Raw genomic sequence first — 21,405 nt, forward strand, 5'->3', positions numbered from 1 at the left:
CGCGGTCCACCCGCCCGGCGGCCGCTGCACCTCACTCCCGCACCCAGCGGCGGCGGATCGCCTGCACCCGCAGGCGCAGCAGCATGCCGCAGCCGGCGGCCACGGCCAGGTAGCCCGCCGCCACCAGCCCATGGACCGGACGCCATCCCTCCCGCACCAGCGCCGACAGCGCCGGTACCGGGCCCGCCAGGCTCCAGGGGGCGGGCAGGGCCGACGGGACCAGAAACAGCACCCCCACAGTGGTCCAGTGGGCCAGGCTGCGCAGCACGTCGGACTCCAGCAGCGCCGCATACAGGGACCCGGCCGCGCCCGCGGCGGTCGCCACCGGCACGATCACCACGGCCGCCTGTCCGACCAGGACAGGGGAGTCGCCTCGCAGGCCGGCGGTAACCACCAGAAAGGGGGCGGCCAGCGCGGTCTGCAGAGCCGCGAGGGCGCCTGCGGAGAGGACCTTCCCCGCGGCGATATCGCGGGCCCGCAGAGACGACGCCGCCAGGTCCCACGCCGGCTTCTCGCCATTCATCACGATCTCGCCGCACCCGCTGGCCGAGGCGACATAGGTCACCGACGCCGCAGCCACCACCAGCACGGCGATCACGAGCCCTTCCCGCCGTACCTCCTCCCGCCCCACGTCGGGGGGAAGCGCCAGCAACGCCAGGACCGCCAGGACTGCCAGGACCACCGTGTGCGCGGCGACGGCCCGGGAGCCGCCCAGGCGGTACCGGAGCTCGGATCGCAGCACGGGGTTCACGGCCGCACCGCCAGAGGCACCACGACCAGGTGGTGGACCATCACGGAGGAGGTGTCCGACCGCACCACCACCCGTTCGTCAGCCACCCATCCCACCAGCCAGCCTTCCGCAGGCGGCGCAGCGGCGAGCGCGGCCAGGACCTCGTCCAGCAGGCGGTCGGGCACGCGCGCGGGCGGGGCAGGCGCCCGCTGCACAGGTCTCCACCCGGTGGGGTCGAGGATCACGGTGCCGTCGGCGGTCAGGCGCGACAGCGCCGCCACCTGGCCGGCCCGCACGATCCGCGGGGACTCGATGGACGCGCCGGACAGGTTGCGCACGGAGAGCTCCAGGCCCTCGGGCCTCTCGCGGAGGGTGCCCTGGACGGGGAACTCGACCATCTGCCGCAGGCCGACCTGCAGCCCGGGCGGTGGCACCTCCCCGACCGCCGTCGCCGGGTCCTCAAAGGCGACGGGCAGGTGGACTGCGGGCGCGAAGACGCCGCCGGGGGGAGCGCGCAGGCGCACCCGCGCTCCGTACGGCGCGTAGACGGCCACGACTCCCTGCACGCGCGCCCACGGCGTGCCCGGCAGCCGCTCGGCCACCGAGACCTGCACCACCGCCGTGGCGGCGTCCCGCACGGACAGGGAGAAGGCGCGCATGGCGGACGCGCCGGCCACCGACAGGGCCAGCACGGCCACCCAGCCGTAGCGGCCCGGGCCGGCCCGCCGCAGCACGGCCCGGGCCAGCAGGATGTACGCCGCCGACAGCGCCGCCAGAGCTGCCGGCAGGCTCCCGGGCAGCGGGCGCGTGGCCGGCAGCGCCCCGGACAGATCACCGATCACCGGCGCCGCGGCCGGGGCCTCCAGCACCTCGCGCCACAGACCAGCCTGGCCGGGCCACGTGCGCAGCCGTGGGTCAAAGGCGTCCCACCCCCAGATGGTCACGATCCCGGCCCCGTACCGCCACCGGGCCATCAGGGCGCGGGCGGGCGACGGGAAGACCTCAGCGCCGGGGCGGGGCCTCAGCAGCGCTGCCGGGATCCCCGGCGGCAGACCGGGCAGATCCTCGGGGCTCGTGGTGGTCACCCCCACAGGTTGTCCGGGCAGCATCTCCTCCAGCCACGGGGCCCGCAGGGAGAGCAGGCGCTCGGCCCCGGTGAGGACCAGGCGGCCGCCCTGCACGACCCACTGGACGAGCGCCTCCCGCTGCGAGGCGGTGAGCGCCTCCGGATCCACGTCCCGCAGGACCACGGCCGCGGCCGACGCGTACTGCTGCCAGCGGTCCGGCAGGTCATCCGTCCTGAAGTAGACCGGGCCCAGCCGCCCTGCGCCCCCCAGATGCTCCAGCCCGGCGGCCTCCCGGGACACGGCCAGCACCACCGCATCCACCACCCGCGAGGACCGCAGGTCCACCTCGGTGCGCGCCTGGATCGCCCCTGCCTCCAGCCGGACCACGGGTGGCCGGCGCGCCGTGGGCAGGACGATATCCACACTCAGGACATGGGGCCCGCCGGACGGCAGACGCACCGGCCGCCGGAAGACCATCGGCGGACCTCCGGAGGGGGAGGGAACCTCCACCACCAGGGAGCCGTCGATGGGGACCGCCGTCCGTACCTCCACCCGCAGCGGGATCCATCCGGACACGGTCACCCAGCCCGACCAGCCGGCCGACGCCCGAACCTCCACCGCCTCCTGGCCGGCGGCCGAAGCGGCAGCCAGGGCGACCAGCGGGACGACAACGCGGCAGGCGCGCAGAAGGCGGCGCACGACACACCCGGCTGTGGTCTTTTGGCGCCGGGCCCCCTGCGCCCTGCCCCCCGGCGGTGACGCCGGCGCGCTCAGGCAGACCGGAACCGGAGGGTCAGGAGGAGGTCTTCGAGGACGACTCGGTGCGGGGAGATGGCGTGCCCTCGCCGTTGGAAGACGCCGACGGCTTGCGGTAGTCAGTGGCGTGGAAGCCCGACCCCTTGAAAATCAGCCCGACGGAGCTGAACACGCGGCGCGCCGGTCCGCCGCAGAGGGGACACGGGCCGGGAGTCTCGCCCACGGCGTGATACACCTCGAAGTGGTGGTTACAGTGCGCGCACCGGTACTCGTACAGAGGCATCGCCGAATCCCTTCCTGGACGGAACCACTCGGTACCCTAGTATCAAAGCCCGCCCCGCGGCTGTCAAGGCCCTGAACCTGCGTTGAGCCGTTGAAGCGTCCAACCGTGGGAGCGTTGAAGCGTCCGAGCGTTGGAGAGTTGAAGTAGGGCGTTTCAACGTTCGTCTCCCCTACCTCCGCGCCAGCCGCGCCACCCAGATGGGGCCGACCGTGTCGCCGGTGTTGGTGCCGAACGCGAGCGCCCGACCCGACGGAGACCACACCACCGACAGGGCGGGGCCGGGGATCTCCAGCGCGAACGCCGCCACCACCAGGCGGCCTGACCCGTCGGCGTCGGCCACCAGCACCTCCGCCCGGCCGTCGGGGCTGACGTCGGCGTATGCCACCTTGTCCGACTGGGGGGACCACCCCACGCCGCTCAGGCGCCCGGCGGCCAGCGTCAGGCGCCCGGTGCCGTCCAGGCGCCTGACCACCAGGCGCGCCCCCGGGGCGTCCGGCAACACCACGGCCAGATGGCGCCCCGACGGAGACAGGACCAGCGCGCCGGCCGGGCCCTCCAGGGGGATCCGCCGGCGGTCCGGATAGGCGATCCGCACGCGCCAGGCCTCGGTGATGGTGCGCCCGTCCGGGCTGAAGGCGACCAGCAGGTACAGGCTGTCGGGAAACCACTGGACGTCCGCGATCCGGCGGCCGTCGGCAGGCAGGAACACCTGGCGGCGAAATCCCCCGTCGCGGTTGGTCAGCCACAGTTCGTCCGCAACCCGCCCGCCGTCCTGGCGTTGCAGGACGACCGCCATCCGGTCGCTGCCCGGAGCCCAGGCGGCACGCACCGCCCGCCCGGGCAGCGCCAGGCGTCGCCGGGCCGTGCCGTCGGGGCGCAGCGTCCACACCGCGCCCTCGTCCACCACCGCCAGCAGGCCCAGGGGGCCTGACCACGACAGCGACCGCCCCGTCCGGACCGTCAGCACGGGCCGCGGGGGTCCGTCCAGGGGGTGGACCCAGATCTGCCCGCCGGCGGCGTACGCCAGGGCGGCACCGTCGGGAGACCACACCGCGGGCGAGCGGGCGGGCCGATCTGCCACCCGGCGGACATCGACCACCCGCAGCTGGCGGGTACTCTCGGGCGCGGGCGGACGGCTGACCTCACAGCCGACGGCCAGCGCGGCGGCCAGGGTCAGGGCGACGGCGCGCCCGCGCGCTGGACTCCTCACAGACGGCACAGCGGGAGGCTAGACCACCGGGTACTTGCCCTCGGCCAGCTCGCGGGTGAGCTGGCGGATGTTGGCCAGCTCCCGCTCCAGGATCTCCTGCACCCGGCGGACGGCCACGGCGCGGCGGGCGCGCTTTTCCAGGATGATCTGCGCCGCCGCCACCTTGGGCTGGTCGATGGGGGCGCCGATCTGGCTGAGCATCCACACGTAGACCTCCCGGATGCCGGGCACCTCCCGGTAGATCCGGTCGGCCACCTGGTGGGTGAGGATGGTGTAGATCTTGCCCACGTGGGAGACGGGGTTCTTGCCCGCCGCCGCCTCGGTGCCCATGGGGCGGTTGAGGGCGATGACCCCGTTCACCTTGTTGCCCCGGCCGATCTGGCCGCTGTCCCCGCCCTCGGCGGACGTGCCGGTCACGGACAGGTACATGCCGCCCAGGCCGCGCCCGGGCATGTCCAGGGTATTCAGGTCCAGGGTGATCTTCGTGAGGGTGCGGGCTTCAGACCGCACGTACTCCTCCACCGCCTCGTGGATCTGCGCCTTGCGGCGGAAGTAGGTCTCCTCCGAGTCGATGAACCGGTCCACGAAGGCCACCGCGGCCGTCAGCGACAGCTCGTCGCCCCGCCGGAACCCCATGACCTTGATGTCCTCGCCGGCCTCGGGAAACTGCTCCTTGAACGCCGGCGAGTTCATGTACCGTTCGGTGAGCAGGACCAGCCGCTCGGTCTCGGTGAGGGGCGCGTAGCCCACCGCCGCCGACGTGTCGTTGGCCCCGGGGGCGTTCCGGCGGAAGATGTCCACCAGCTCGGGCGATCCGGGCTTGATCTGGACGTCGTACCGGACGTGCTCGTCGGGATCCACGAACCGCAGGTGCTCCCGGATCCACCGCTTGGCCGTGGAGATGGCGATCTCCTCAATGGGCACCCGCTGGCCGTCGATCTCGAAGGTGGCGCGGTCGCCGAAGATCAGGCGCATGGGCTCCAGGATCCGGCCCCCGCCCAGCCGGACCTCGGCGGTCCCCGCCACCAGGAAGGCCTTGTCGATGTTGTGGTGCAGAATGGCCCCGCAGCGCCGCAGGTACTCGCGGCTCAGCTCGATGCTGACCCGCTCCATGATGGCATCGCAGATGGAGTCGGGGTGGCCCACCCCCTTGCGCTCCACGATCTCCACCTGGTGCTCGGACACCGGCTTGCCGGACAGGACCTCCACCGTGATCTGCCGCACCGGGACCTCCTCGCCGCCGCGTCCGGGGAATGGATTCGCGCCCGCCGGCTCCGCTCCTACCCGCCGGTCACCACCGTGGGCGCCGGCGGCGCACGAACACGGGGACCAGCAGCACGCCGGCCACGAAGCCGCCCACGTGGGCCCACCAGGCCACCATCTCGGCCTGGCCGTCCAGGCTGGCCAGCCCGGACACCAGTTGCAGGACGAACCACAGGGGCAGGAACACCACCGCGGGCACGGCCACCACCCGGGTGAACAGACCCATGGGTACCAGCGAGAGGATCCGGGCCCGGGGGAACAGGACCAGGTAAGCTCCCAGAACGCCGGCCACGGCGCCGCTGGCGCCCACCAGGGGCCGGTCCGACAGGGGCGCCAGCAGCGTGTGGGTCAGGACGGCGGCCACCCCCGACAGCAGGTAGAAGGCCACAAACCCCATGTGGCCCATCAGGTCCTCCACGTTGTCGCCGAAGATCCACAGGTACAGCATGTTCCCCAGCAGATGGACCCACCCGCCGTGCAGGAACATGTGGGTCACCAGGGTGGGGGCCGCCCCCAGGGGATCCGCCAGCAGCCGCGCCGGCACCGCCCCGTAGGCGGTGATGAACGCCAGCAGGGCGGGGCCGTCCAGGGACGCCATGCGCAGGAACACGGCCACGCAGGCCCCGATGAGGGCCACGGTGGCCACCGGCGGGGAGCGGGAGGGGTTGTCGTCGCGGAGGGGGATCATGCGGCGGTGTCTTCCCAGCGTACCGCCTCGACCCCGTCCACGTCCCCCAGCGCCACCAGCACCTCGTCGCGGCTCAGCCGGGGCGGCAGGCGCACGCCGAGGGTAAGGACCACCTTCTCGTCCTGCCGCCCGGACATGTCCACGTGCTCGATGTTCACGCCCAGGCTGCCCAGCAGGGTGCCGACGCGGCCGATCTGGCCCGGCCGGTCCGCGATGACCAGCGAGAGGTGGCCCACGCCCCGGCGCGGAATGCGGGCCTCAAAGCCCTTGAACAGGGTCAGGACCGCCGCCACGATGGCCGTGGTGAGGATGGCGCCGATGTAGTACCCCACGCCCACCGCCGTCCCGATGGCGGCCACCGTCCACAGGCTGGCCGCGGTCGTCAGGCCCTGGACGCTGGCCCCCGTGCGCCAGATGGTGCCGGCGCCCAGGAAGCCGATGCCCACCACGATGTTGCTCGCCACCCGGGCGGGGTCGGCTCCGGTCCCAAAGAAGCCCACCGCCGAGATCAGGGTGAACAGGGCGGCCCCCACGCACACCAGGATGTGGGTGCGGAAGCCCGCAGGTTTCTCGGCGCTCTCCCGCTGCCAGCCGATCAGTCCGCCCAGCACCAGGGCCAGGCCCAGCCGCAGGGCGGCCACGCCGATGTGCTCCAGCACCGTCATGCTCCCGCCGCCTTCTCCCGGGCCAGCGCCTCCACCTGCTCCATCAGGGCGTCCACCAGGCGGTCTTCGGGCAGGCTGGCGATGATCTTCCCGCCCCGGAACAGCAGCCCCATGCCCCGCCCGCAGGCGATCCCCAGGTCGGCCATCCGCGCTTCGCCGGGCCCGTTGACGGCGCACCCCATCACCGCCACCTTGACGGGGGCGTTCAGCCGGGCCAGCCGCCGCTCGACCTCCTGGGCGATGGCGATGATGTCCACCTCGGCGCGCCCGCAGGACGGGCAGGCCACCAGCTGCACGCCCCGGGTGCGCAGGCCCAGGCTCTTGAGGATTTCGTATGCCACCCGCACCTCCTCCACCGGATCGGCCGCCAGGGAGACCCGGATGGTGTCCCCGATGCCCCGGGAGAGGATGGCGCCGATGCCCACGGCGGACTTGATCCCCCCCGCCCACGCGGTGCCCGCCTCGGTGATGCCCACGTGCAGGGGGTAGTCCACCTGCTCGCTGATCATGGTGTAGGCCTCGATGGCCATGGGCACGTCCGAGGCCTTCACCGACACCACGATGTCGTGAAAGTCCAGGTCCTGCAGGACCTGGATGTCCTCCAGGGCGCTGCTCACCAGCGCCTCGGCGCAGGGGCGGCCGAACCGGCGCAGGATGGCCTTGCTGAGGGACCCGACGTTGGCGCCCACCCGGATGGGCACGCCGCGCTCCTTGGCGGCCCGGGCCACGATGCGCGTGCGCTCCCGGCTGCCGATGTTGCCGGGGTTGATGCGCAGCTTGTCCACCCCCGCCTCCAGGGCGGCCAGGGCCAGCCGGTAGTCGAAGTGGATGTCGGCCACGATGGGGATGGGGCTGCGGGGCCGGATCTGCGCCAGGGCCTGGGCGGCTTCCCGGTCAGGGACGGCCAGGCGGACGATCTCGCAGCCTTCGGCGGCCAGCTGGTAGATCTGGGCCAGGGTCCCCTCCACATCGCGGGTGTCGGTGACGGTCATGGACTGCACCGCGATGGGCGCGCCGCCGCCGATCTCCACGCGGCCCACCCGCACCCGCCGGGTCTGCTCTCGCGGCCGCAGACTCATCGCCGTCTCCCCCGCCCGCTCACAGGCGCCCCAGGTCCCGCACGGTCAGCACCACCAGGAGCAGCATGAGCAGCGCAAACCCCACCAGGTGAATGTAGCCTTCCCGCCGGGGGTCCACCGGACGCCGCCGGATGGCCTCCACCACCAGGAACAGCAACCGCCCTCCGTCCAGCGCCGGCACCGGCAGCAGGTTGAAGAGTCCCACCATGATGCTGAGCAAGGCGGCCGTGTACACGAAGGGCTCCGCGCCGACCTGGGCCGCCTCTCCCAGAAATCGCACCGCGTCCACGGGGCCGGACAGTTCGCGGAAGAATGTCCCGCGGCGGACCAAGGCCGCCACCGCCCCGCCGATGGCGGCCGCGTACTGTCCGGTGGTGGTCACCCCCCACCACAGGGCCCGCCCCGGACCCATGGGCTGGCGCACCGACTCCGGGCGGAACCCGATAAGCCCGATCCCCTGGCGCTGGTCGCGGATGGTGGTGACCTCCACCTCAAACCGCCGCCCGTCGCGCTCCACGGTCAGCCGCAGGCGCTCGTGGGGACGGCGGTGGATGGTCTCGATGACCTGCTCGCCGTCGGCCATGGGCTGCCCGTCGATGGCCGCGATCCGGTCGCCCGCCCGCAGGCCGACCGCCGCCGCCGGACAGGTGACCCGGCGGCCGTCGTCAGAGCAGACGGTGAGGACCTGTCCGATGCGGGTGCTGATCCCCACCGGCACCCCCAGGGCGGCGGCCAGGCCGGCGAACAGCAGCACCGCCAGGACCAGGTTCATCACCGGGCCGGCCAGCACCACGGCCATGCGCTGCCAGACCGACTTGCTGCGCAGGCTGCCGGACCCGCTCGCGCCCTCTGCATCCTCCCCCGCCAGCCTCACATAGCCGCCCAGGGGGAGAACGTTGACCGCGTACACCGTCTCCCCGCGGCGTATCCGCACCAGCGGCGGCCCGAATCCCAGGGCGAACGCCAGCACGGTGACGCCGGTACGCCGGGCGATCAGGAAGTGCCCCAGCTCGTGGGCGAAGATCATCAGCCCGAAGGCGACGATGGCCCACCCCAGGTTCACCGGCTGCACGCCGCTCATGGATCACCCGCCCGGGCGGGGCCCGGGCCGGCGCGCGCCGGATCTCCCCGGGCGTACGTCCGGGCCCAGGCGTCGGCGGCCAGGATCTCCTCCACCGTGGGAGAGCTCACCGGCCGGTGGGCGTCGAGGGTCCGGCGGACGATCGCCGGGATGTCCAGAAACCTGATGCGGCCCTGCAGGAACAGCTCCACAGCCACCTCGTTGCTGGCGTTGAGCACGGCCGGCATGGTGCCGCCGGCGGCCAGCGCCTCGTAGGCATACCCCAGGCAAGGATACCGCGCCGGGTCGGGCCGTTCAAAGGTCAGGGTCAGGCGATCCCAGTCCACCGACGGCGCCGGCAGCGGCCGGCGATCCCCGCCCCGCAGGGCGTAGGCGATGACGGGGCGCATGTCCGGAGGAGCCAGCTGGGCCTTCACGCTGCCGTCGACGAACTCCACCAGGGAGTGGACGATGCTCTGGGGGTGAATGACCACCTCGATGCGCTCCGGGGGGACGCCGAACAGGTGATGGGCCTCGATCACCTCCAGCCCCTTGTTCATCAGCGTGGCCGAATCCACCGTGATCTTGGGGCCCATCCTCCAGGTGGGGTGCGCCAGGGCGTCGTCCGGGCGCGCGGCCGCCAGCGCCTCGCGCGGCCAGCGCAGGAATGGCCCGCCCGAGGCGGTCAGCAGGATCCTGCGCACCGCGTCGGGCGACTCGCCGCGCAGGCACTGGGCGATGGCCACATGCTCGCTGTCCACCGGCAGCACCCGCCGGCCCCGCGCCCGCGCCTCGCCCATGACCACAGCGCCGGCGGCCACCAGCACCTCCTTGGTGGCCAGGGCCACGTCGCGGCCGGCCCGCAGCGCGGCCAGGGTGGGCAGCAACCCGGCGGCACCCACCACCGCCACCAGAACCACGTCCGCCTCCCCCCAGGCGGCCAGGGCCTCCAGGGCGTGGGGGCCCGACAGCAGCTGCACGCCGGACGGCAGCTCCGAACGCAGCTCGGCGGCGGCCTGCGGGTCGTCCAGCGCCACCACCTCGGGACGGAATCGGCGGACCTGCTCGGCGAGCGCGGAGGCGTTCCGGCGCGCGCCCACGCCCACCACCTCGAACTCCCCGGTCTGCTCCACCACCTCCAGGGCCTGGCGGCCGATGCTGCCGGTGCTGCCCAGGATCACCAGACGCCGTCGGCGCTCCACGGCCGAGCTCACCGCCCCCAGGCGGCGGCCAGCAGGTAGCCCACCGGCGCGGCCACCAGCATGCCGTCGAACCTGTCCAGGACCCCGCCGTGGCCGGGCAGCAGCGCGCCGGAGTCCTTGACCCCGGCGGCGCGCTTGAGGGCGGACTCCAGCAGGTCGCCGGCCTGGGCGCTGGCGCTGACGACGACGCCGAACACCGCCCCGCTTCCGGAAGACAGGCCCAGTATCGAGGCGGTCCCCATTCCCACCGCCAGGCCCGCGGCCAGGCCGGCCGCCGCACCCTCCCAGCTCTTGCCCGGGCTGATCCGCGGGGCCAGCCGGTGGCGGCCGGCGGCGAGCCCGACGGCGTACGCCGCCACATCCACCGTCCAGATCGTGACCACAAACGCCAGGACCTCCCCCGCGCCCGCCTCCGCGCGCCAGCGCGCCAGCAGCCCCAGGGGGACGCCGAGGTACGTCGGGGCCATCAGCGCGGGGAGGAACGGACTCCCGGCCACCGGTCCGGCGGACGGGCGCCCGACGCCCCGATACGCCCACGCCGCCAGGACGGTCGTCACCGCCCACACGGCCAGCAGGGCCTCCGTCGCGGGGAGCGAAGCGCGCGCCGCCACGGCCGCCGCGGCAGCCGTGGCCGGGAGCGTCAGGCCGTCCGCCCGCCCGGAGCGCTGCGGAGCCGACGGCGGGCGCAGGCGCACCAGTTCCCACCACCCCAGGATCCCCACGGCGGCCAGAAGCGCGATCCACCACCCGCCTCCGGCCCACAGGGCGGCCACCACCAGCGGAATGCCGGCCACGGCGGTCGCAGTGCGCCGGCCCAGCTGGGCCCCGGCGAGCCGACGGCGAACGTCAGCCACCCAGACTGTCCTCCACGCCGCCGAACCGGCGGCGACGCTGCTGGTACTCGGCGATGGCGGCCTCCAGGTGGCTGCGGGAGAAGTCGGGCCAGTAGACGTCGCAGAAGTACAGCTCGGTGTAGGCGATCTGCCACAGGAGGAAGTTGGAGACCCTCTGCTCCCCGCCGGTGCGGATGAGCAGGTCGGGATCGGGCAGCCCGGCCGTATACAGGTAGCGGTCCACCAGGGCCTCGTCGATGGCCTCCGGCCGCAGCGCTCCGCGGGCCACGTCGGCGGCCACCCGGCGCAGGGCGGTCACGATCTCGGCCCGCCCGCCGTAGTTGTAGGCCACGTTGAGGACCAGCGCGCCGTTTTCCCGGGTGCGCTCCACCACGTCCGCGATCTGGTCCCGCAACGCGGGATCCAGCGACTGGAGATCGCCGCTGACCCGCAGCTGCACCCCGGCGCGCAACAGGTCCGACGCCTCTTCCCGCACCGCCTCGGCCAGCAGCGCCATCAGCGCGGTCACTTCCTCGGCGGGCCGACGCCAGTTTTCGGTGGAAAACGCGTACAGGGTCAGGACCCGCACCCCCAGGTCGCGGCAGGCGTCCACGGTGCGGCGCGCCGCCTCCAGGCCGGCCCGGTGGCCGGCGACCCGGGGCAGCCCCCGGGAGGCGGCCCACCGGCCGTTGCCGTCCATGATGATGGCGACGTGGGCCGGCATGCGGTCCGGGTCCAGGAGGACACCGGAAGGACGAACATCCGGGCGGCTCACGGCTCGGCCGGCGCGGCGATCCGTTCGGGGGTCACCACCAGGTCCACGCCCCCCTCCGGATCCCGGCGCACCCGGATCACCCGCAGGGGGCCCTCCAGGGCCACCGGGAACGGCGGGCGGGTCTCCCGCACCGACCGCACCGGCACGCCGGCGGCGGCCAGGCGCGCGAGGGCCTGCTCGATCTCCAGGCCCACCACGTCGGTGGGGTCGGGGCGGGACGTCGCAGGGGCGGGCGGGGCCGTCACAGCTCCATGATCTCCTTGTCCTTGGCCTGGAGCAGGGCGTCGATCTCGCCGATGAAGCGGTCGGTGAGCTTCTGCAGCTCGTCCAGGGCCCGCCGGGCTTCATCCTCGGAGATCTCGCCGTCGTCTTCCAGGCGCTCGATCATCTCCTTGGCCTCCCGGCGCACGTTGCGGATGGCCACGCGCCCTTCCTCGGCGTGCTTGTGGGCCACCTTGACCAGTTCCCGCCTCCGCTCCTCGGTGAGGGGCGGGATCGGCACGCGCACGTGCACCCCGTCGCTGGTGGGAACCAGCCCCAGGTCGCTCTTGAGGATCGCCTTCTCGACCTCTTTGACGAACTTGCGGTCCCAGGGCTGGATGACCAGCAGCCGCGGTTCCGGCACCGTCACCGTGGCCATCTGGGTGATGGGGGTGGGAACCCCGTAGTACTCCACCCGGATCTGTTCCAGCAGGGCGGGGCTGGCGCGGCCGGTCCGCAGGGCGGCCAGCTCGTGGCGGGTGGCCTCCACCGCTTTCTGCATCCGGGTGCGGGCGTCGGCCAGCACCTCCGCAATCACCGTCGCACCCCTCCTCCCTGGGTGACCAGCGTGCCCACGTCCTCCCCCAGGACGGCCCGACGGATGTTGCCCGGCTGGGCCACGTCGAAGACGATGATGTCCATGTTGTTGTCCTTGCACAGCGCCACGGCCGTGGCGTCCATCACCTTCAGGTCCCGGTTCAGCACGTCCATGTATTCCAGCCGGCGGAACAGGACGGCGTCGGGGTAGACGTTGGGATCCTTGTCGTAGACGCCGGCCACCCCCTTCTTGGCCATGAGGACCGCGTCGGCCTCGATCTCGATGGCGCGCAGGGCGGCGGCCGTATCGGTGGTGAAATAGGGGCTGCCGGTCCCGCCGGCAAAGATGACCACCCGCCCCTTCTCCAGGTGGCGGATGGCGCGGCGGCGGATGTAGGGCTCGGCGATCTGGTGCATCTCCAGGGCGGTCTGCACCCGGGTCACCAGCCCTTCTTTTTCCATGATGTCCTGCAGGGCCAGGGCGTTGATGACCGTGGCCAGCATGCCCATGTAGTGGCCGGTCACCGGGTCGATGCCCAGCCGGGCCGACAGGTCGGCCCCGCGCACCAGGTTGCCCCCGCCGACCACGATGGCCACCTGGACGCCCTGGGCCATCACGTCCTTGACCTCCCGGGCCACCAGGCGCAGGACGCCGGGATCCAGCCCCGTGCGGCCCTCGCCGGCGAGGGCTTCGCCGCTGAGCTTGAGCAGAACGCGCCGGTATCTGGGAGAGGGGACCGAGGTCATGGGGGCCCTCCCCTCGTCGTCACTCCCCGACCCGGAATCGGGCAAACCGCCGGACCCGGATGTTCTCCCCCAGGCGGGCGATGGCCTCGGTGATGATGTCCCGGACCCGGCGCGACTCATCCCGGATGAACGGCTGCTCCAGCAGCACCACGTCCTGGAACCACCTCTCCAGCCGCCCGTCCACCGCCGCCGCCGGCTTGCCGGCCAGCTCGGCGGCGAACTGGCGGCGCTGGGCCTCCACCACGTCGGCCGGCACCTCCTCCCGGCTCACGTAGAGGGGAGCCGATGCGGTCACCTGCATCGCCAGGTCCCGGGCCAGGCGCCGGAAGTCGTCGGTGCGGGCCACGAAGTCCGTCTCGCAGTTGACCTCCACCAACGCCCCCACCCGCCCGCCGGTGTGGACGTACGCCTCCACCAGCCCCTCGGCGGCCACCCGGCCGGCCTTGCGGGCCGCGACGGCCACGCCCCGGGCCCGCAGGATCTCCACGGCGCGCTCCAGGTCGCCGCCGGCTTCCCGCAGCGCCGCCCGGCAGTCCATCACGCCGGCCCCGGTGCGGGCGCGCAGTTCCTTGATCAACTCGATCCCGATCTCCGACACTGTGGGGTCCACCTACCGCTCCTCCTCCGCCAGCTCCACCGGCTCGGCTTCGGGCAGGATCTCCTCGACCAGACCCTCCTCGGCCAGGACCTCCTCCGGCACCTCTTCCGGCGCCTCCGGGGCCTCGGCCGGGGCCGCGGCCGGCGCCTCCTCGACCACCTCGCGCTTGCGCCGCTCCTCCAGGCCCTCCAGGCAGGCGTTGGCGATCCGGCTGGTGATCAGCCGCACCGCCCGGATGGCGTCGTCGTTGCCGGGGATGGGATAGTCCACCTCGTCGGGATCGCAGTTGGTGTCCACGATGGCCACCACCGGGATCCCCAGCTTGCGCGCTTCGGCCACCGCGATGTGCTCCTTGCGGGTGTCCACCACATAGACCACGGCGGGCAGGGTGGTCATGTTCTTCACCCCGCCCAGGTACTTCTCCAGCCGGGCCAGCTCCTCCAGCAGCCGGGCCTGCTCCCTCTTGGGCAGCACGTCCAGGTGGCCACGGTCGCGCATGTCCTCGATCTCCCGCAGCCGTTCCACCCGCCGGCGGATCGTCTGGAAGTTGGTCAGCATCCCGCCCAGCCACCGCACGGCGACGTAGGGCTGCTGGGCCCGGGTGGCCTCCTCCCGGATGGCGTCCTGCGCCTGCTTCTTCGTCCCCACGAACAGGCACGTCCCGCCGGCGGCCACGGCCTCCCGGACGAACTGGTAGGCCTGCTCGATCATGGGGACGGTCTTCTGCAGGTCGATGATGTGGATGCCGTTGCGCTCGGTGAAGATGTAGCGGGCCATCTTGGGGTTCCACCGGCGGGTCTGGTGCCCGAAGTGGACCCCGGCCTCCAGCAACTGCTTCATGGTCACAACCGGCACGATCTGTCCCTCCTCCTGGTTGTCTCCTCCGCCTCCGTCCTCCCCCGCCGGACCCCGAAGGGACCCCCGGCGGAGTCGGGAGGCGTGCGATCTCCGGGCCCGCCACAGACGACCGCGCCCCGGCGGCGACCCGGGGCGCCCATCGCCGTGCGGCGAGCCCGCCGTAGTATAGCACACCTTCTCCGGCGGCGTCAGGCCCGCGGGTGCGCCCGGTCGTACACGCGCTTGAGCCAGTCCCGGGAGACGTGGGTGTAGACCTGGGTGGTGCGCAGAGAGGCGTGGCCCAGCAGTTCCTGAACCGCCCGCAGGTCGGCTCCTCCATCCAGCAGATGGGTGGCGAAGGTGTGGCGCAGCACGTGGGGGCTCACCCGGCGGGCCAGGGCCGCCTGGCGGATGGCCCGGAGGACGATCACCCGCACGCCCCGGTCGGTGAGCGGGCCGCCGCGGGCGTTCACGAAGACCGCGTCGGTGCGCCGCGCCCCCACCAGCTGCGGCCGGGCCCGGGTCAGGTAGTGGTCCAGGGCCTCGCGGGCCGCCGCGGTCAGCAGGACGATGCGCTCCCGGCGCCCCTTGCCCAGCACCCGGATCTCTCCCTCCCACTGCAGGTCGGCCAGCCGCAGGCCCACCAGTTCGGCCACGCGCATCCCGGTGGCGTACAGGACCTCCAGCAGCGCCCGGTCGCGCAGGCCCCGGGGGGTGGTCACGTCGGGCGCGGCCAGGACCGCCCGCACTTCCTCGGGGGTGAGGAACTGCGGCAGCCGCCGCGGCCGGCGGGGCGGACCCACCAGGCTCATCGGATTGCGGGTCACGATCCCCTCGCGGTACAGGAACCGGAAGAACCCTCGCAGGGCCGACAGCCGTCGGGCGATGGAACTGCGGGCGTATCGGCGGTCCAGCTCCACCACGTACCGGCGGGCCACCTCCGGGGTGACCTGATCCCAGCGGACCAGGCCCTGCCGGCGGAGGAACGCGGCAAACGCCCGCAGGTCCCGGGCGTAGGCAGCCAGGGTGTGGGCCGAGGCGTCGCGCTCTCCCTCCAGCGCCCGCAGGTAGGCGGCCACGTCCGGAGGGACGTCCGCCGGCGGATCGGGGACGCGGCCGGAGGGGGCGGCGGGGCTCATGGAGCCGGCCGGTCCTCTCCCCCCGGCCGGGCGTCGTCGGCGGCGGGAGGAGGCGCCGGCTCGGAATAGCCGCAGGCCCGGTCGGGGCAGCGCAGCTCGCTGCGGCGGGCGGTCTGGTGCACGACCAGAACCTGCGCCCCGCAGCGCGGACACGGGCGGTCGGTGGGCCGGTCCCAGCTGGTGAAGTCGCACGCCGGGTAGGTGCTGCAGCCGTAAAAGGTGCGGCCCCGGCGCGAGCGGCGCTCGACGATCTCTCCCACCCGGCAGCGCGGGCAGGGCACGCCGATGCCCAGGGGGCGGGTGTAGGTGCATCCGGGGAACCCCGAGCAGGCGATGAACTCGCCGAACCGGCCGTGTTTGCGGACCAGCGGGCGGCCGCAGGACGGACAGGGTTCGCCGATCTCCACCACGGGCGTCTCCACCGGGGCGATCTTCTGCTCGGCCGCCAGCAGGTCATGCTGGAACGGCGTCCAGAAGTCGCTGACCACCCTGCGCCAGTCCAGCTGGCCCTCCTCCACCTGGTCCAGCTCCTCCTCCAGGGCCGCGGTGAAGTCGTAGTCCATCACGTCGGCAAAGTGCTCCACCAGCAGGTCGTTGACCAGACGGCCGAGGGGCGTGGGGTGCAGCCGCCGGTTGACCGAGCGCACGTATCCCCGGCGCTTGATGGTCTCGATGGTGGGCGCGTAGGTGCTGGGCCGACCGATCCCGCGCTCCTCCAGCGCCCGCACCAGCGACGCCTCGGTGTACCGGGGCGGCGGCTGGGTGAAGTGCTGCTGGGGCTCCAGCCGCTCCAGGGCCAGCACATCACCCACGGCCAGCTCGGGCAGCCAGCTGTCGGCGCCCTCGTCGGCGTCCACGTCCCGGTAGACCGCGAGAAAGCCCGGGAAGGTGACCCGGGAGCCCGTGGCCCGGAACCGGTACGCTCCGGCGGCAATGTCCACGGCCAGGGTGTCCAGGACCGCCGACGCCATCTGGCTGGCCACGAACCGCTCCCAGATCAGGCGGTACAACCGGTACTGGTCCGGCCGCAGGTAGGGCCGCACCCGGTCGGGCGTGCGGTGCACCGAGGTGGGGCGGATGGCCTCGTGGGCCTCCTGGGCGGTCCGCCGCGAGCGGTACGCCCGGGGCGCGTCGGGGACGTAGGCGGCTCCGTAGGTGGCCGCGATGAACTCCCGCGCCTCGCGCTGGGCCGCCTCAGCCACCCGCACCGAGTCGGTACGCATGTAGGTGATCAGGCCCACGGTCCCCTCGGGGCCCAGGTCCACGCCCTCGTACAGCTGCTGGGCCACGCTCATGGTGCGGGCCGCCGTGTAGCCCAGCCGCCGGTTCGCCTCCTGCTGCAGGGTGCTGGTGGTGAACGGCGGCGCGGGGTGGCGGAACTGGTCCTTGCGGCGGACGTCGGCGACGGTCCAGACCACCCCGTCCAGCGCGGCCAGGACCGCGTCCACATCCTGCCGGGTGCGCAGGACCTCCACGCCTTCGTCGGCGGGGGTGCCGTACCGGACCCCGTTGCGCCCGACCAGGCGGGCGGCGAACGTCCCGCCGGCGGCGCGCAGGTGCGCCAGCAGGGTCCAGTACTCCTGGGGGATGAAGGCCTCGATCTCCTTCTCCCGGTCCACCACCAGCCGCACGGCCACCGACTGCACCCGTCCCGCCGACAGCCCGCCCCGCACCTTCCGCCACAGCAGCGGGCTGAGCTTGTAGCCCACCAGCCGGTCCAGGACCCGGCGGGCCTGCTGGGCGTGGACCAGGTTCAGGTCGATGTCCCGGGGATGGGCCAGGGCCCGCTCCACGGCGTCTTTGGTGACCTCGTGGAACTCGATGCGCTTGATGGCCGGGTTGACCGGGCGCAGGACGTCGCTGAGGTGCCAGGAGATGGCCTCGCCTTCCCGGTCGGGGTCGGTGGCCATGTAGACGGCGCTGGCCCGGCGGGCGGCCTCCTTGAGCTCCTTGAGGATGGCGGCTTTGCCCTTGATGACCACGTAGCGGGGCGCAAAGCCGTTGTCCACGTCCACGCCCAGACGGCTGCGCGGGAGGTCCTTGACGTGCCCCATGGACGCTACGACCTCGTAGCGGCGGTCCAGCAGCTTCTTCAGCGTGCGCGCCTTGGTGGGCGACTCCACCACCACCAGGGCGCGCTGCCCGGCCCGGCGCCCCGGGCGGGGCACACGGGGCCCCTGGCGGGCGGCCGGGACCGGCCCGTCGGCCTGCGGACTCTGGGACGGCGATCGAGTACCCATGGTCAGGTGGATCGCGGCCGCTCGCATCGAACAGCCGGCGCGGGGGCGCCGGCTGTCAATCTCCTCTCTACCTTATCACAGGCCGTCAAGGCCGCCGGGATCCGGCCCCCGCCGGATGCGCGCCGCGCCGGTCCTGTGTTAGCGTAAAAAGCAGGCCGGCCGGGCGGCGCGGCCGGAGGGAGGAGAGTCCGATGGCGCGACGGCTGACCCGCAGCCCGCACAACCGCATCCTGCTGGGCGTGGCCGGAGGCCTGGCCGAGCACCTGCGCGTGGATCCCGCGGTGATCCGCGCGCTGTTCCTGCTGCTGGCGTTTGCCAGCGGGATCGGCGTCCTGGCCTACGTGGCGCTGGCGCTGCTGCTGCCGCGCTCGGAGGACGCACCCGGTGAGGCGCTGGCTGTCCTCACCGACAACCTGCGGGCCGCGCCGGGCGACCTGCTGGACGCCGGGCGGCGGGTGCTGGCGATCCTCCGCGGGGAGTCCCTTCCGCCGGGAGAACGCCCCGGCCCCGGACGCGAGCAGACCCCCGGCCACTGACCCCGTCCGTCTCTTCCCTTTTCCCTTTTCCCTCTTCCCTTCTCCCTTTTCAGATCCTCAGCCCCCAGGCCGCGTCCAGGGAGTAGGCGCCACCGCCCAGCAGCATCAGGGCGAGCGCGCCGGCCAGCAGCACGAAGTCAAACTCCCACCCGGTGGTGTCCATGGCCATGAAGCGTACGCCCCGACCGGCCTTGGCTTTGAGGATGGCCACCAGCATGTCGATGGCGAACAGCAGCCCCAGCCACCGGGTGGCCAGCCCCAGGATCAGGGCGATCCCGCCCCAGAACTCGAGCACCGCCACCACCCAGGCGAAGAACAGCGGCGCCGGGATCCCCATCATGCCCAGGAACTTGGCAAAGCCGGCCGCTCCGCCGACGGGTGGGACCCGGAAAAACTTGGGATAACCGTGATAGATGAAGACCACGCCCAGGGCCACCCGCAGGACCAGCAGCCCCCAGTGGCCCGCCTGACCGAACACTGCCTCCATTTCCGTCCCCCCTCCCGCGGACCGTATTCAGGTCACCGCCACCGGCTCCGGCTGCAGCGCGATGGCCAGCGCCTCCTCGATGGTCCGCACGAACCGGACCTCCAGCTGCGCCCGTACCTCCTCCGGGATCTCCCGCATCTCGGCGGCGTTGCGCGCCGGCAGGATGACCGTCCGCAGCCCGGCCTGTTGCGCCGCCAGCAGCTTCTGGCGGATCCCGCCCACCGGCAGAACCTGACCCTGCAGGGTGATCTCCCCCGTCATCGCCACATCCGCCCGCACCGGCCGCCCCGACAGCAGTGAGACCAGGGCCGCGACCATCGCCACCCCCGCCGACGGGCCGTCTTTGGGGGTGGCGCCCGCCGGCACGTGGATGTGCACCTCGTGGCCCCGCAGCCGCCCCGGGTCCACGCCCAGCGCCGGCCCGGCGGAGCGCACGTAGCTGAGGGCGATCTGCGCCGACTCCTTCATCACCTCCCCCAGGTGTCCGGTGAGGGTCAGCCGTTCCTCGCCCGGCATGCGGGCCGCCTCTACGAAGATGGCCTCGCCCCCGGTGGGGGTGACCGCCAGACCCGTGGCCACCCCCGGACGCCCGGTGCGCTCGGCCAGCTCGGAGGCAAAGCGCGGGACTCCGAGGTAGTCCGGCACGCGGGCGGCGTCCACGAGGACCGGAGGCGCCAGTCGCCCGTCGGCTACCGCGGTGGCCACCTTGCGCAGGACACGGCCGATCTCCCGTTCCAGCTGGCGCACCCCGGCTTCCCGGGTGTAGTCGCGAATGATGGCGCGCACCGCGTCATCGGTGAAAGCCACCTCCTCTTCCCGCAGCCCGCTGAGAGCCCGCTGGCGGGGGAGCAGAAAGCCCCGGGCGATGTGGATCTTGTCGTGTTCGGTGTAGCCGTCCAGGTGCAGGACCTCCATGCGATCCCGCAGGGCCGGGGGAATCGGGTCCAGCAGGTTGGCGGTGGTGATGAACATCACCCGGGACAGGTCGAAGTCCACGTCCAGGTAGTGGTCGCGGAAGTGAGCGTTCTGGGCCGGGTCCAGCACCTCCAGCAGCGCCGCCGCCGGATCCCCCCGCCAGTCGGCGCCGATCTTGTCCACCTCGTCCAGCATGAACACCGGATTGTTGGTCCCCGCCCGCCGGATGGCCTGGATGATGCGGCCGGGCATCGCGCCCACGTACGTGCGGCGGTGGCCCCGGATCTCGGCTTCGTCCCGGATGCCGCCCAGGGACATGCGGGTGAATTTCCGCCCCAGGGCGCGGGCGATGCTCTGGCCCAGGGACGTCTTGCCCACGCCCGGCGGGCCCACAAAGCACAGGATCACCGGACCGTCGGCGCCGCCGGTGCCCCGCTCGGCGCGCAGCTTGCGCACCGCCAGGTGCTCCAGGATGCGCTCTTTGACCTCCCCGAGGTCGTAGTGGTCCTCGTCCAGCACGGCCCGGGCCCGGGCGATGTCGATCTCTTCGGGGTCCGACCGCTGCCAGGGCAGGTCCACCAGCCACTCCAGGTAGGTCTTGATGACGCTGTACTCGGCCGCCTGGGGCGGCAGGCGTTCCAGGCGCGCCAGCTCCCGCAGCGCCTCCCGCCGCGCCTCCTCGGGCATCCCGGAGGCCTCGATGCGCTGGCGGTAGCGCTCGATCTCGGCGGCCCCGTCGTCCTCCTCGCCCAGTTCCCGGCGGATCGCCTGCAGCTGCTCCCGCAGGATGTACTCCCGCTGGGTCTTCTCCACCGCCTCCCGCACCCGGGAGCGGATTTCCTCTTTGAGTTCCTGCAGCTGGATCTGGCGCTGGAAGAACGCCAGGACCTTCTGCAGGCGCTCGGCGAGGTCAACGGTCTGCAGCAGGTCGGCCCGCTCGGCAAACGACATCTCGGGCGCATACCCTGCGCTGTCGGCCAGCTGGCCGGGGTGGCTGATGCCGCGGACGAAGTTCAGCACCTCCTGGGGGATGCCCGGCTGGCGGCTGACGAACAGCTCGATGGCAGCCAGGACCCGCAGCCGCAGCTGTTCCACCTCCGGGGGCCACGTCTGCGGGTCCGGGCGCGCCTCGTAGGTGAACCGCAGGCAGGGGTCGTCCTGCACCAGCTGGCCCAGCACCGCCCGGTGGAGGGCGCGGATCAGGACCCCCCGCTCGGCGGGGCCGCCGTGGGAGACCCGCTCAATGCGCGCCACGACCCCCACCGGCAGCAGCCGCTCGGCCAGGGAGCGGTCCTCGGCGTCCGGGTGCGCGGGCACCAGCAGAGCCAGGTGGTCCCCCCGCACGGCCTCGTCCACGGCCGCGGCGCCGGCCGCGTCGCTCACCGGGAGGGTGAGGGCCATGGATGGCAGGACCACCACGCCCGGCAGGGCGATGGCGGGCAACGTCGGACGGTCCGCGGCGCTCATCCCCTCACCCCCACCCGCTCCCCTACCGCG

Annotated in this window: 22 protein-coding genes; 1 reads left to right on the top strand and 21 read right to left on the bottom strand. The window is 73.1% G+C overall.

Features of this window, described 5'->3' with window-relative positions:
• Positions 1-31 precede the first annotated feature (31 nt).
• The 19 genes from RB150_06225 to topA form a co-directional block, all read right to left on the bottom strand.
• A complete protein-coding gene (locus RB150_06225; GenBank protein MDQ7820128.1) occupies positions 32-751 on the bottom strand; it encodes a hypothetical protein in 720 nt (239 codons plus the stop codon).
• The gene (locus tag RB150_06230; GenBank protein ID MDQ7820129.1) at positions 748-2,496 is read right to left on the bottom strand and encodes a hypothetical protein; all 1,749 of its coding nucleotides are present in this window, start codon (positions 2,494-2,496) and stop codon (positions 748-750) included. Before RB150_06230 ends, RB150_06225 begins: the two co-directional genes overlap by 4 nt.
• A gap of 94 nt (positions 2,497-2,590) precedes the next feature.
• Entirely contained in the window at positions 2,591-2,836 is a 246-nt protein-coding gene (locus RB150_06235; protein MDQ7820130.1) for a zinc ribbon domain-containing protein, read from the bottom strand.
• 169 nt (positions 2,837-3,005) lie between these two features.
• Positions 3,006-4,046: a hypothetical protein gene (locus RB150_06240; GenBank protein MDQ7820131.1), complete on the bottom strand. Its 1,041-nt coding sequence runs from the start codon at positions 4,044-4,046 to the stop codon at positions 3,006-3,008.
• Positions 4,047-4,064: 18 nt separating this feature from the next.
• The gene (locus RB150_06245) at positions 4,065-5,270 is read right to left on the bottom strand and encodes a methionine adenosyltransferase (GenBank protein MDQ7820132.1); all 1,206 of its coding nucleotides are present in this window, start codon (positions 5,268-5,270) and stop codon (positions 4,065-4,067) included.
• 67 nt (positions 5,271-5,337) lie between these two features.
• A complete protein-coding gene (locus tag RB150_06250; protein MDQ7820133.1) occupies positions 5,338-5,997 on the bottom strand; it encodes a rhomboid family intramembrane serine protease in 660 nt (219 codons plus the stop codon).
• Entirely contained in the window at positions 5,994-6,662 is a 669-nt protein-coding gene (locus RB150_06255) for an MgtC/SapB family protein (GenBank protein MDQ7820134.1), read from the bottom strand. The genes RB150_06250 and RB150_06255 overlap by 4 nt, the downstream gene beginning before the upstream one ends.
• Positions 6,659-7,741, bottom strand: a complete 1,083-nt coding sequence (gene ispG / locus RB150_06260; protein ID MDQ7820135.1) for a flavodoxin-dependent (E)-4-hydroxy-3-methylbut-2-enyl-diphosphate synthase — start codon at positions 7,739-7,741, stop codon at positions 6,659-6,661. Before ispG ends, RB150_06255 begins: the two co-directional genes overlap by 4 nt.
• 19 nt (positions 7,742-7,760) lie before the next feature.
• Positions 7,761-8,822, bottom strand: coding sequence for a M50 family metallopeptidase (locus tag RB150_06265; GenBank protein MDQ7820136.1), 1,062 nt, complete (start codon positions 8,820-8,822; stop codon positions 7,761-7,763).
• The gene (locus RB150_06270; GenBank protein MDQ7820137.1) at positions 8,819-10,003 is read right to left on the bottom strand and encodes a 1-deoxy-D-xylulose-5-phosphate reductoisomerase; all 1,185 of its coding nucleotides are present in this window, start codon (positions 10,001-10,003) and stop codon (positions 8,819-8,821) included. The genes RB150_06265 and RB150_06270 overlap by 4 nt, the downstream gene beginning before the upstream one ends.
• An 8-nt stretch (positions 10,004-10,011) precedes the next feature.
• The gene (locus RB150_06275; protein MDQ7820138.1) at positions 10,012-10,857 is read right to left on the bottom strand and encodes a phosphatidate cytidylyltransferase; all 846 of its coding nucleotides are present in this window, start codon (positions 10,855-10,857) and stop codon (positions 10,012-10,014) included.
• Positions 10,850-11,611 carry an isoprenyl transferase gene (locus tag RB150_06280; protein MDQ7820139.1) on the bottom strand — a complete coding sequence of 254 codons (762 nt, stop codon included), beginning with the start codon at positions 11,609-11,611 and terminating at the stop codon, positions 10,850-10,852. Before RB150_06280 ends, RB150_06275 begins: the two co-directional genes overlap by 8 nt.
• Positions 11,608-11,856, bottom strand: a complete 249-nt coding sequence (locus RB150_06285; GenBank protein ID MDQ7820140.1) for a hypothetical protein — start codon at positions 11,854-11,856, stop codon at positions 11,608-11,610. Before RB150_06285 ends, RB150_06280 begins: the two co-directional genes overlap by 4 nt.
• Positions 11,853-12,407 carry a ribosome recycling factor gene (frr, locus tag RB150_06290; protein ID MDQ7820141.1) on the bottom strand — a complete coding sequence of 185 codons (555 nt, stop codon included), beginning with the start codon at positions 12,405-12,407 and terminating at the stop codon, positions 11,853-11,855. Before frr ends, RB150_06285 begins: the two co-directional genes overlap by 4 nt.
• Positions 12,407-13,156, bottom strand: a complete 750-nt coding sequence (pyrH, locus tag RB150_06295) for a UMP kinase (protein MDQ7820142.1) — start codon at positions 13,154-13,156, stop codon at positions 12,407-12,409. The genes frr and pyrH overlap by 1 nt, the downstream gene beginning before the upstream one ends.
• A gap of 19 nt (positions 13,157-13,175) precedes the next feature.
• Positions 13,176-13,766, bottom strand: coding sequence for a translation elongation factor Ts (gene tsf, locus RB150_06300; GenBank protein MDQ7820143.1), 591 nt, complete (start codon positions 13,764-13,766; stop codon positions 13,176-13,178).
• Complete coding sequence (gene rpsB / locus RB150_06305) at positions 13,767-14,609, bottom strand: 30S ribosomal protein S2 (protein ID MDQ7820144.1); 843 nt, start codon at positions 14,607-14,609, stop codon at positions 13,767-13,769. It abuts the gene before it with no gap.
• A 191-nt stretch (positions 14,610-14,800) separates the two neighbouring features.
• Positions 14,801-15,730 carry a tyrosine recombinase XerC gene (gene xerC / locus RB150_06310; GenBank protein ID MDQ7820145.1) on the bottom strand — a complete coding sequence of 310 codons (930 nt, stop codon included), beginning with the start codon at positions 15,728-15,730 and terminating at the stop codon, positions 14,801-14,803.
• A complete protein-coding gene (topA, locus tag RB150_06315; protein MDQ7820146.1) occupies positions 15,727-17,898 on the bottom strand; it encodes a type I DNA topoisomerase in 2,172 nt (723 codons plus the stop codon). Before topA ends, xerC begins: the two co-directional genes overlap by 4 nt.
• Positions 17,899-18,161: 263 nt before the next feature.
• Here topA and RB150_06320 point away from each other — a divergent pair, with 263 nt between their 5' ends.
• Complete coding sequence (locus tag RB150_06320; protein MDQ7820147.1) at positions 18,162-18,506, top strand: PspC domain-containing protein; 345 nt, start codon at positions 18,162-18,164, stop codon at positions 18,504-18,506.
• A 49-nt stretch (positions 18,507-18,555) separates the two neighbouring features.
• Here RB150_06320 and RB150_06325 read toward each other — a convergent pair whose 3' ends face one another.
• Both RB150_06325 and lon read right to left on the bottom strand, forming a co-directional pair.
• Positions 18,556-18,993 carry a DoxX family protein gene (locus tag RB150_06325; protein MDQ7820148.1) on the bottom strand — a complete coding sequence of 146 codons (438 nt, stop codon included), beginning with the start codon at positions 18,991-18,993 and terminating at the stop codon, positions 18,556-18,558.
• A gap of 27 nt (positions 18,994-19,020) precedes the next feature.
• Complete coding sequence (lon, locus tag RB150_06330) at positions 19,021-21,375, bottom strand: endopeptidase La (GenBank protein ID MDQ7820149.1); 2,355 nt, start codon at positions 21,373-21,375, stop codon at positions 19,021-19,023.
• Positions 21,376-21,405: the final 30 nt, after the last annotated feature.

This window comes from Armatimonadota bacterium (assembly GCA_031081675.1).
GTDB classification, from domain to species: Bacteria; Sysuimicrobiota; Sysuimicrobiia; order Sysuimicrobiales; family Kaftiobacteriaceae; genus Calidihabitans; species Calidihabitans tengchongensis.

What these genes read in the sequence shown, in the direction of transcription:
- RB150_06235 (MDQ7820130.1), bottom strand. Translation starts at nt 2,836, where the DNA reads ATGCCTCTGTACGAGTACCGGTGCGCGCACTGTAACCACCACTTCGAG.
- RB150_06250 (MDQ7820133.1), bottom strand. Translation starts at nt 5,997, where the DNA reads ATGATCCCCCTCCGCGACGACAACCCCTCCCGCTCCCCGCCGGTGGCC.
- RB150_06255 (MDQ7820134.1), bottom strand. Translation starts at nt 6,662, where the DNA reads ATGACGGTGCTGGAGCACATCGGCGTGGCCGCCCTGCGGCTGGGCCTG.
- ispG (MDQ7820135.1), bottom strand. Translation starts at nt 7,741, where the DNA reads ATGAGTCTGCGGCCGCGAGAGCAGACCCGGCGGGTGCGGGTGGGCCGC.
- RB150_06265 (MDQ7820136.1), bottom strand. Translation starts at nt 8,822, where the DNA reads ATGAGCGGCGTGCAGCCGGTGAACCTGGGGTGGGCCATCGTCGCCTTC.
- pyrH (MDQ7820142.1), bottom strand. Translation starts at nt 13,156, where the DNA reads ATGACCTCGGTCCCCTCTCCCAGATACCGGCGCGTTCTGCTCAAGCTC.
- xerC (MDQ7820145.1), bottom strand. Translation starts at nt 15,730, where the DNA reads ATGAGCCCCGCCGCCCCCTCCGGCCGCGTCCCCGATCCGCCGGCGGAC.
- RB150_06320 (MDQ7820147.1), top strand. Translation starts at nt 18,162, where the DNA reads ATGGCGCGACGGCTGACCCGCAGCCCGCACAACCGCATCCTGCTGGGC.
- RB150_06325 (MDQ7820148.1), bottom strand. Translation starts at nt 18,993, where the DNA reads ATGGAGGCAGTGTTCGGTCAGGCGGGCCACTGGGGGCTGCTGGTCCTG.
- lon (MDQ7820149.1), bottom strand. Translation starts at nt 21,375, where the DNA reads ATGAGCGCCGCGGACCGTCCGACGTTGCCCGCCATCGCCCTGCCGGGC.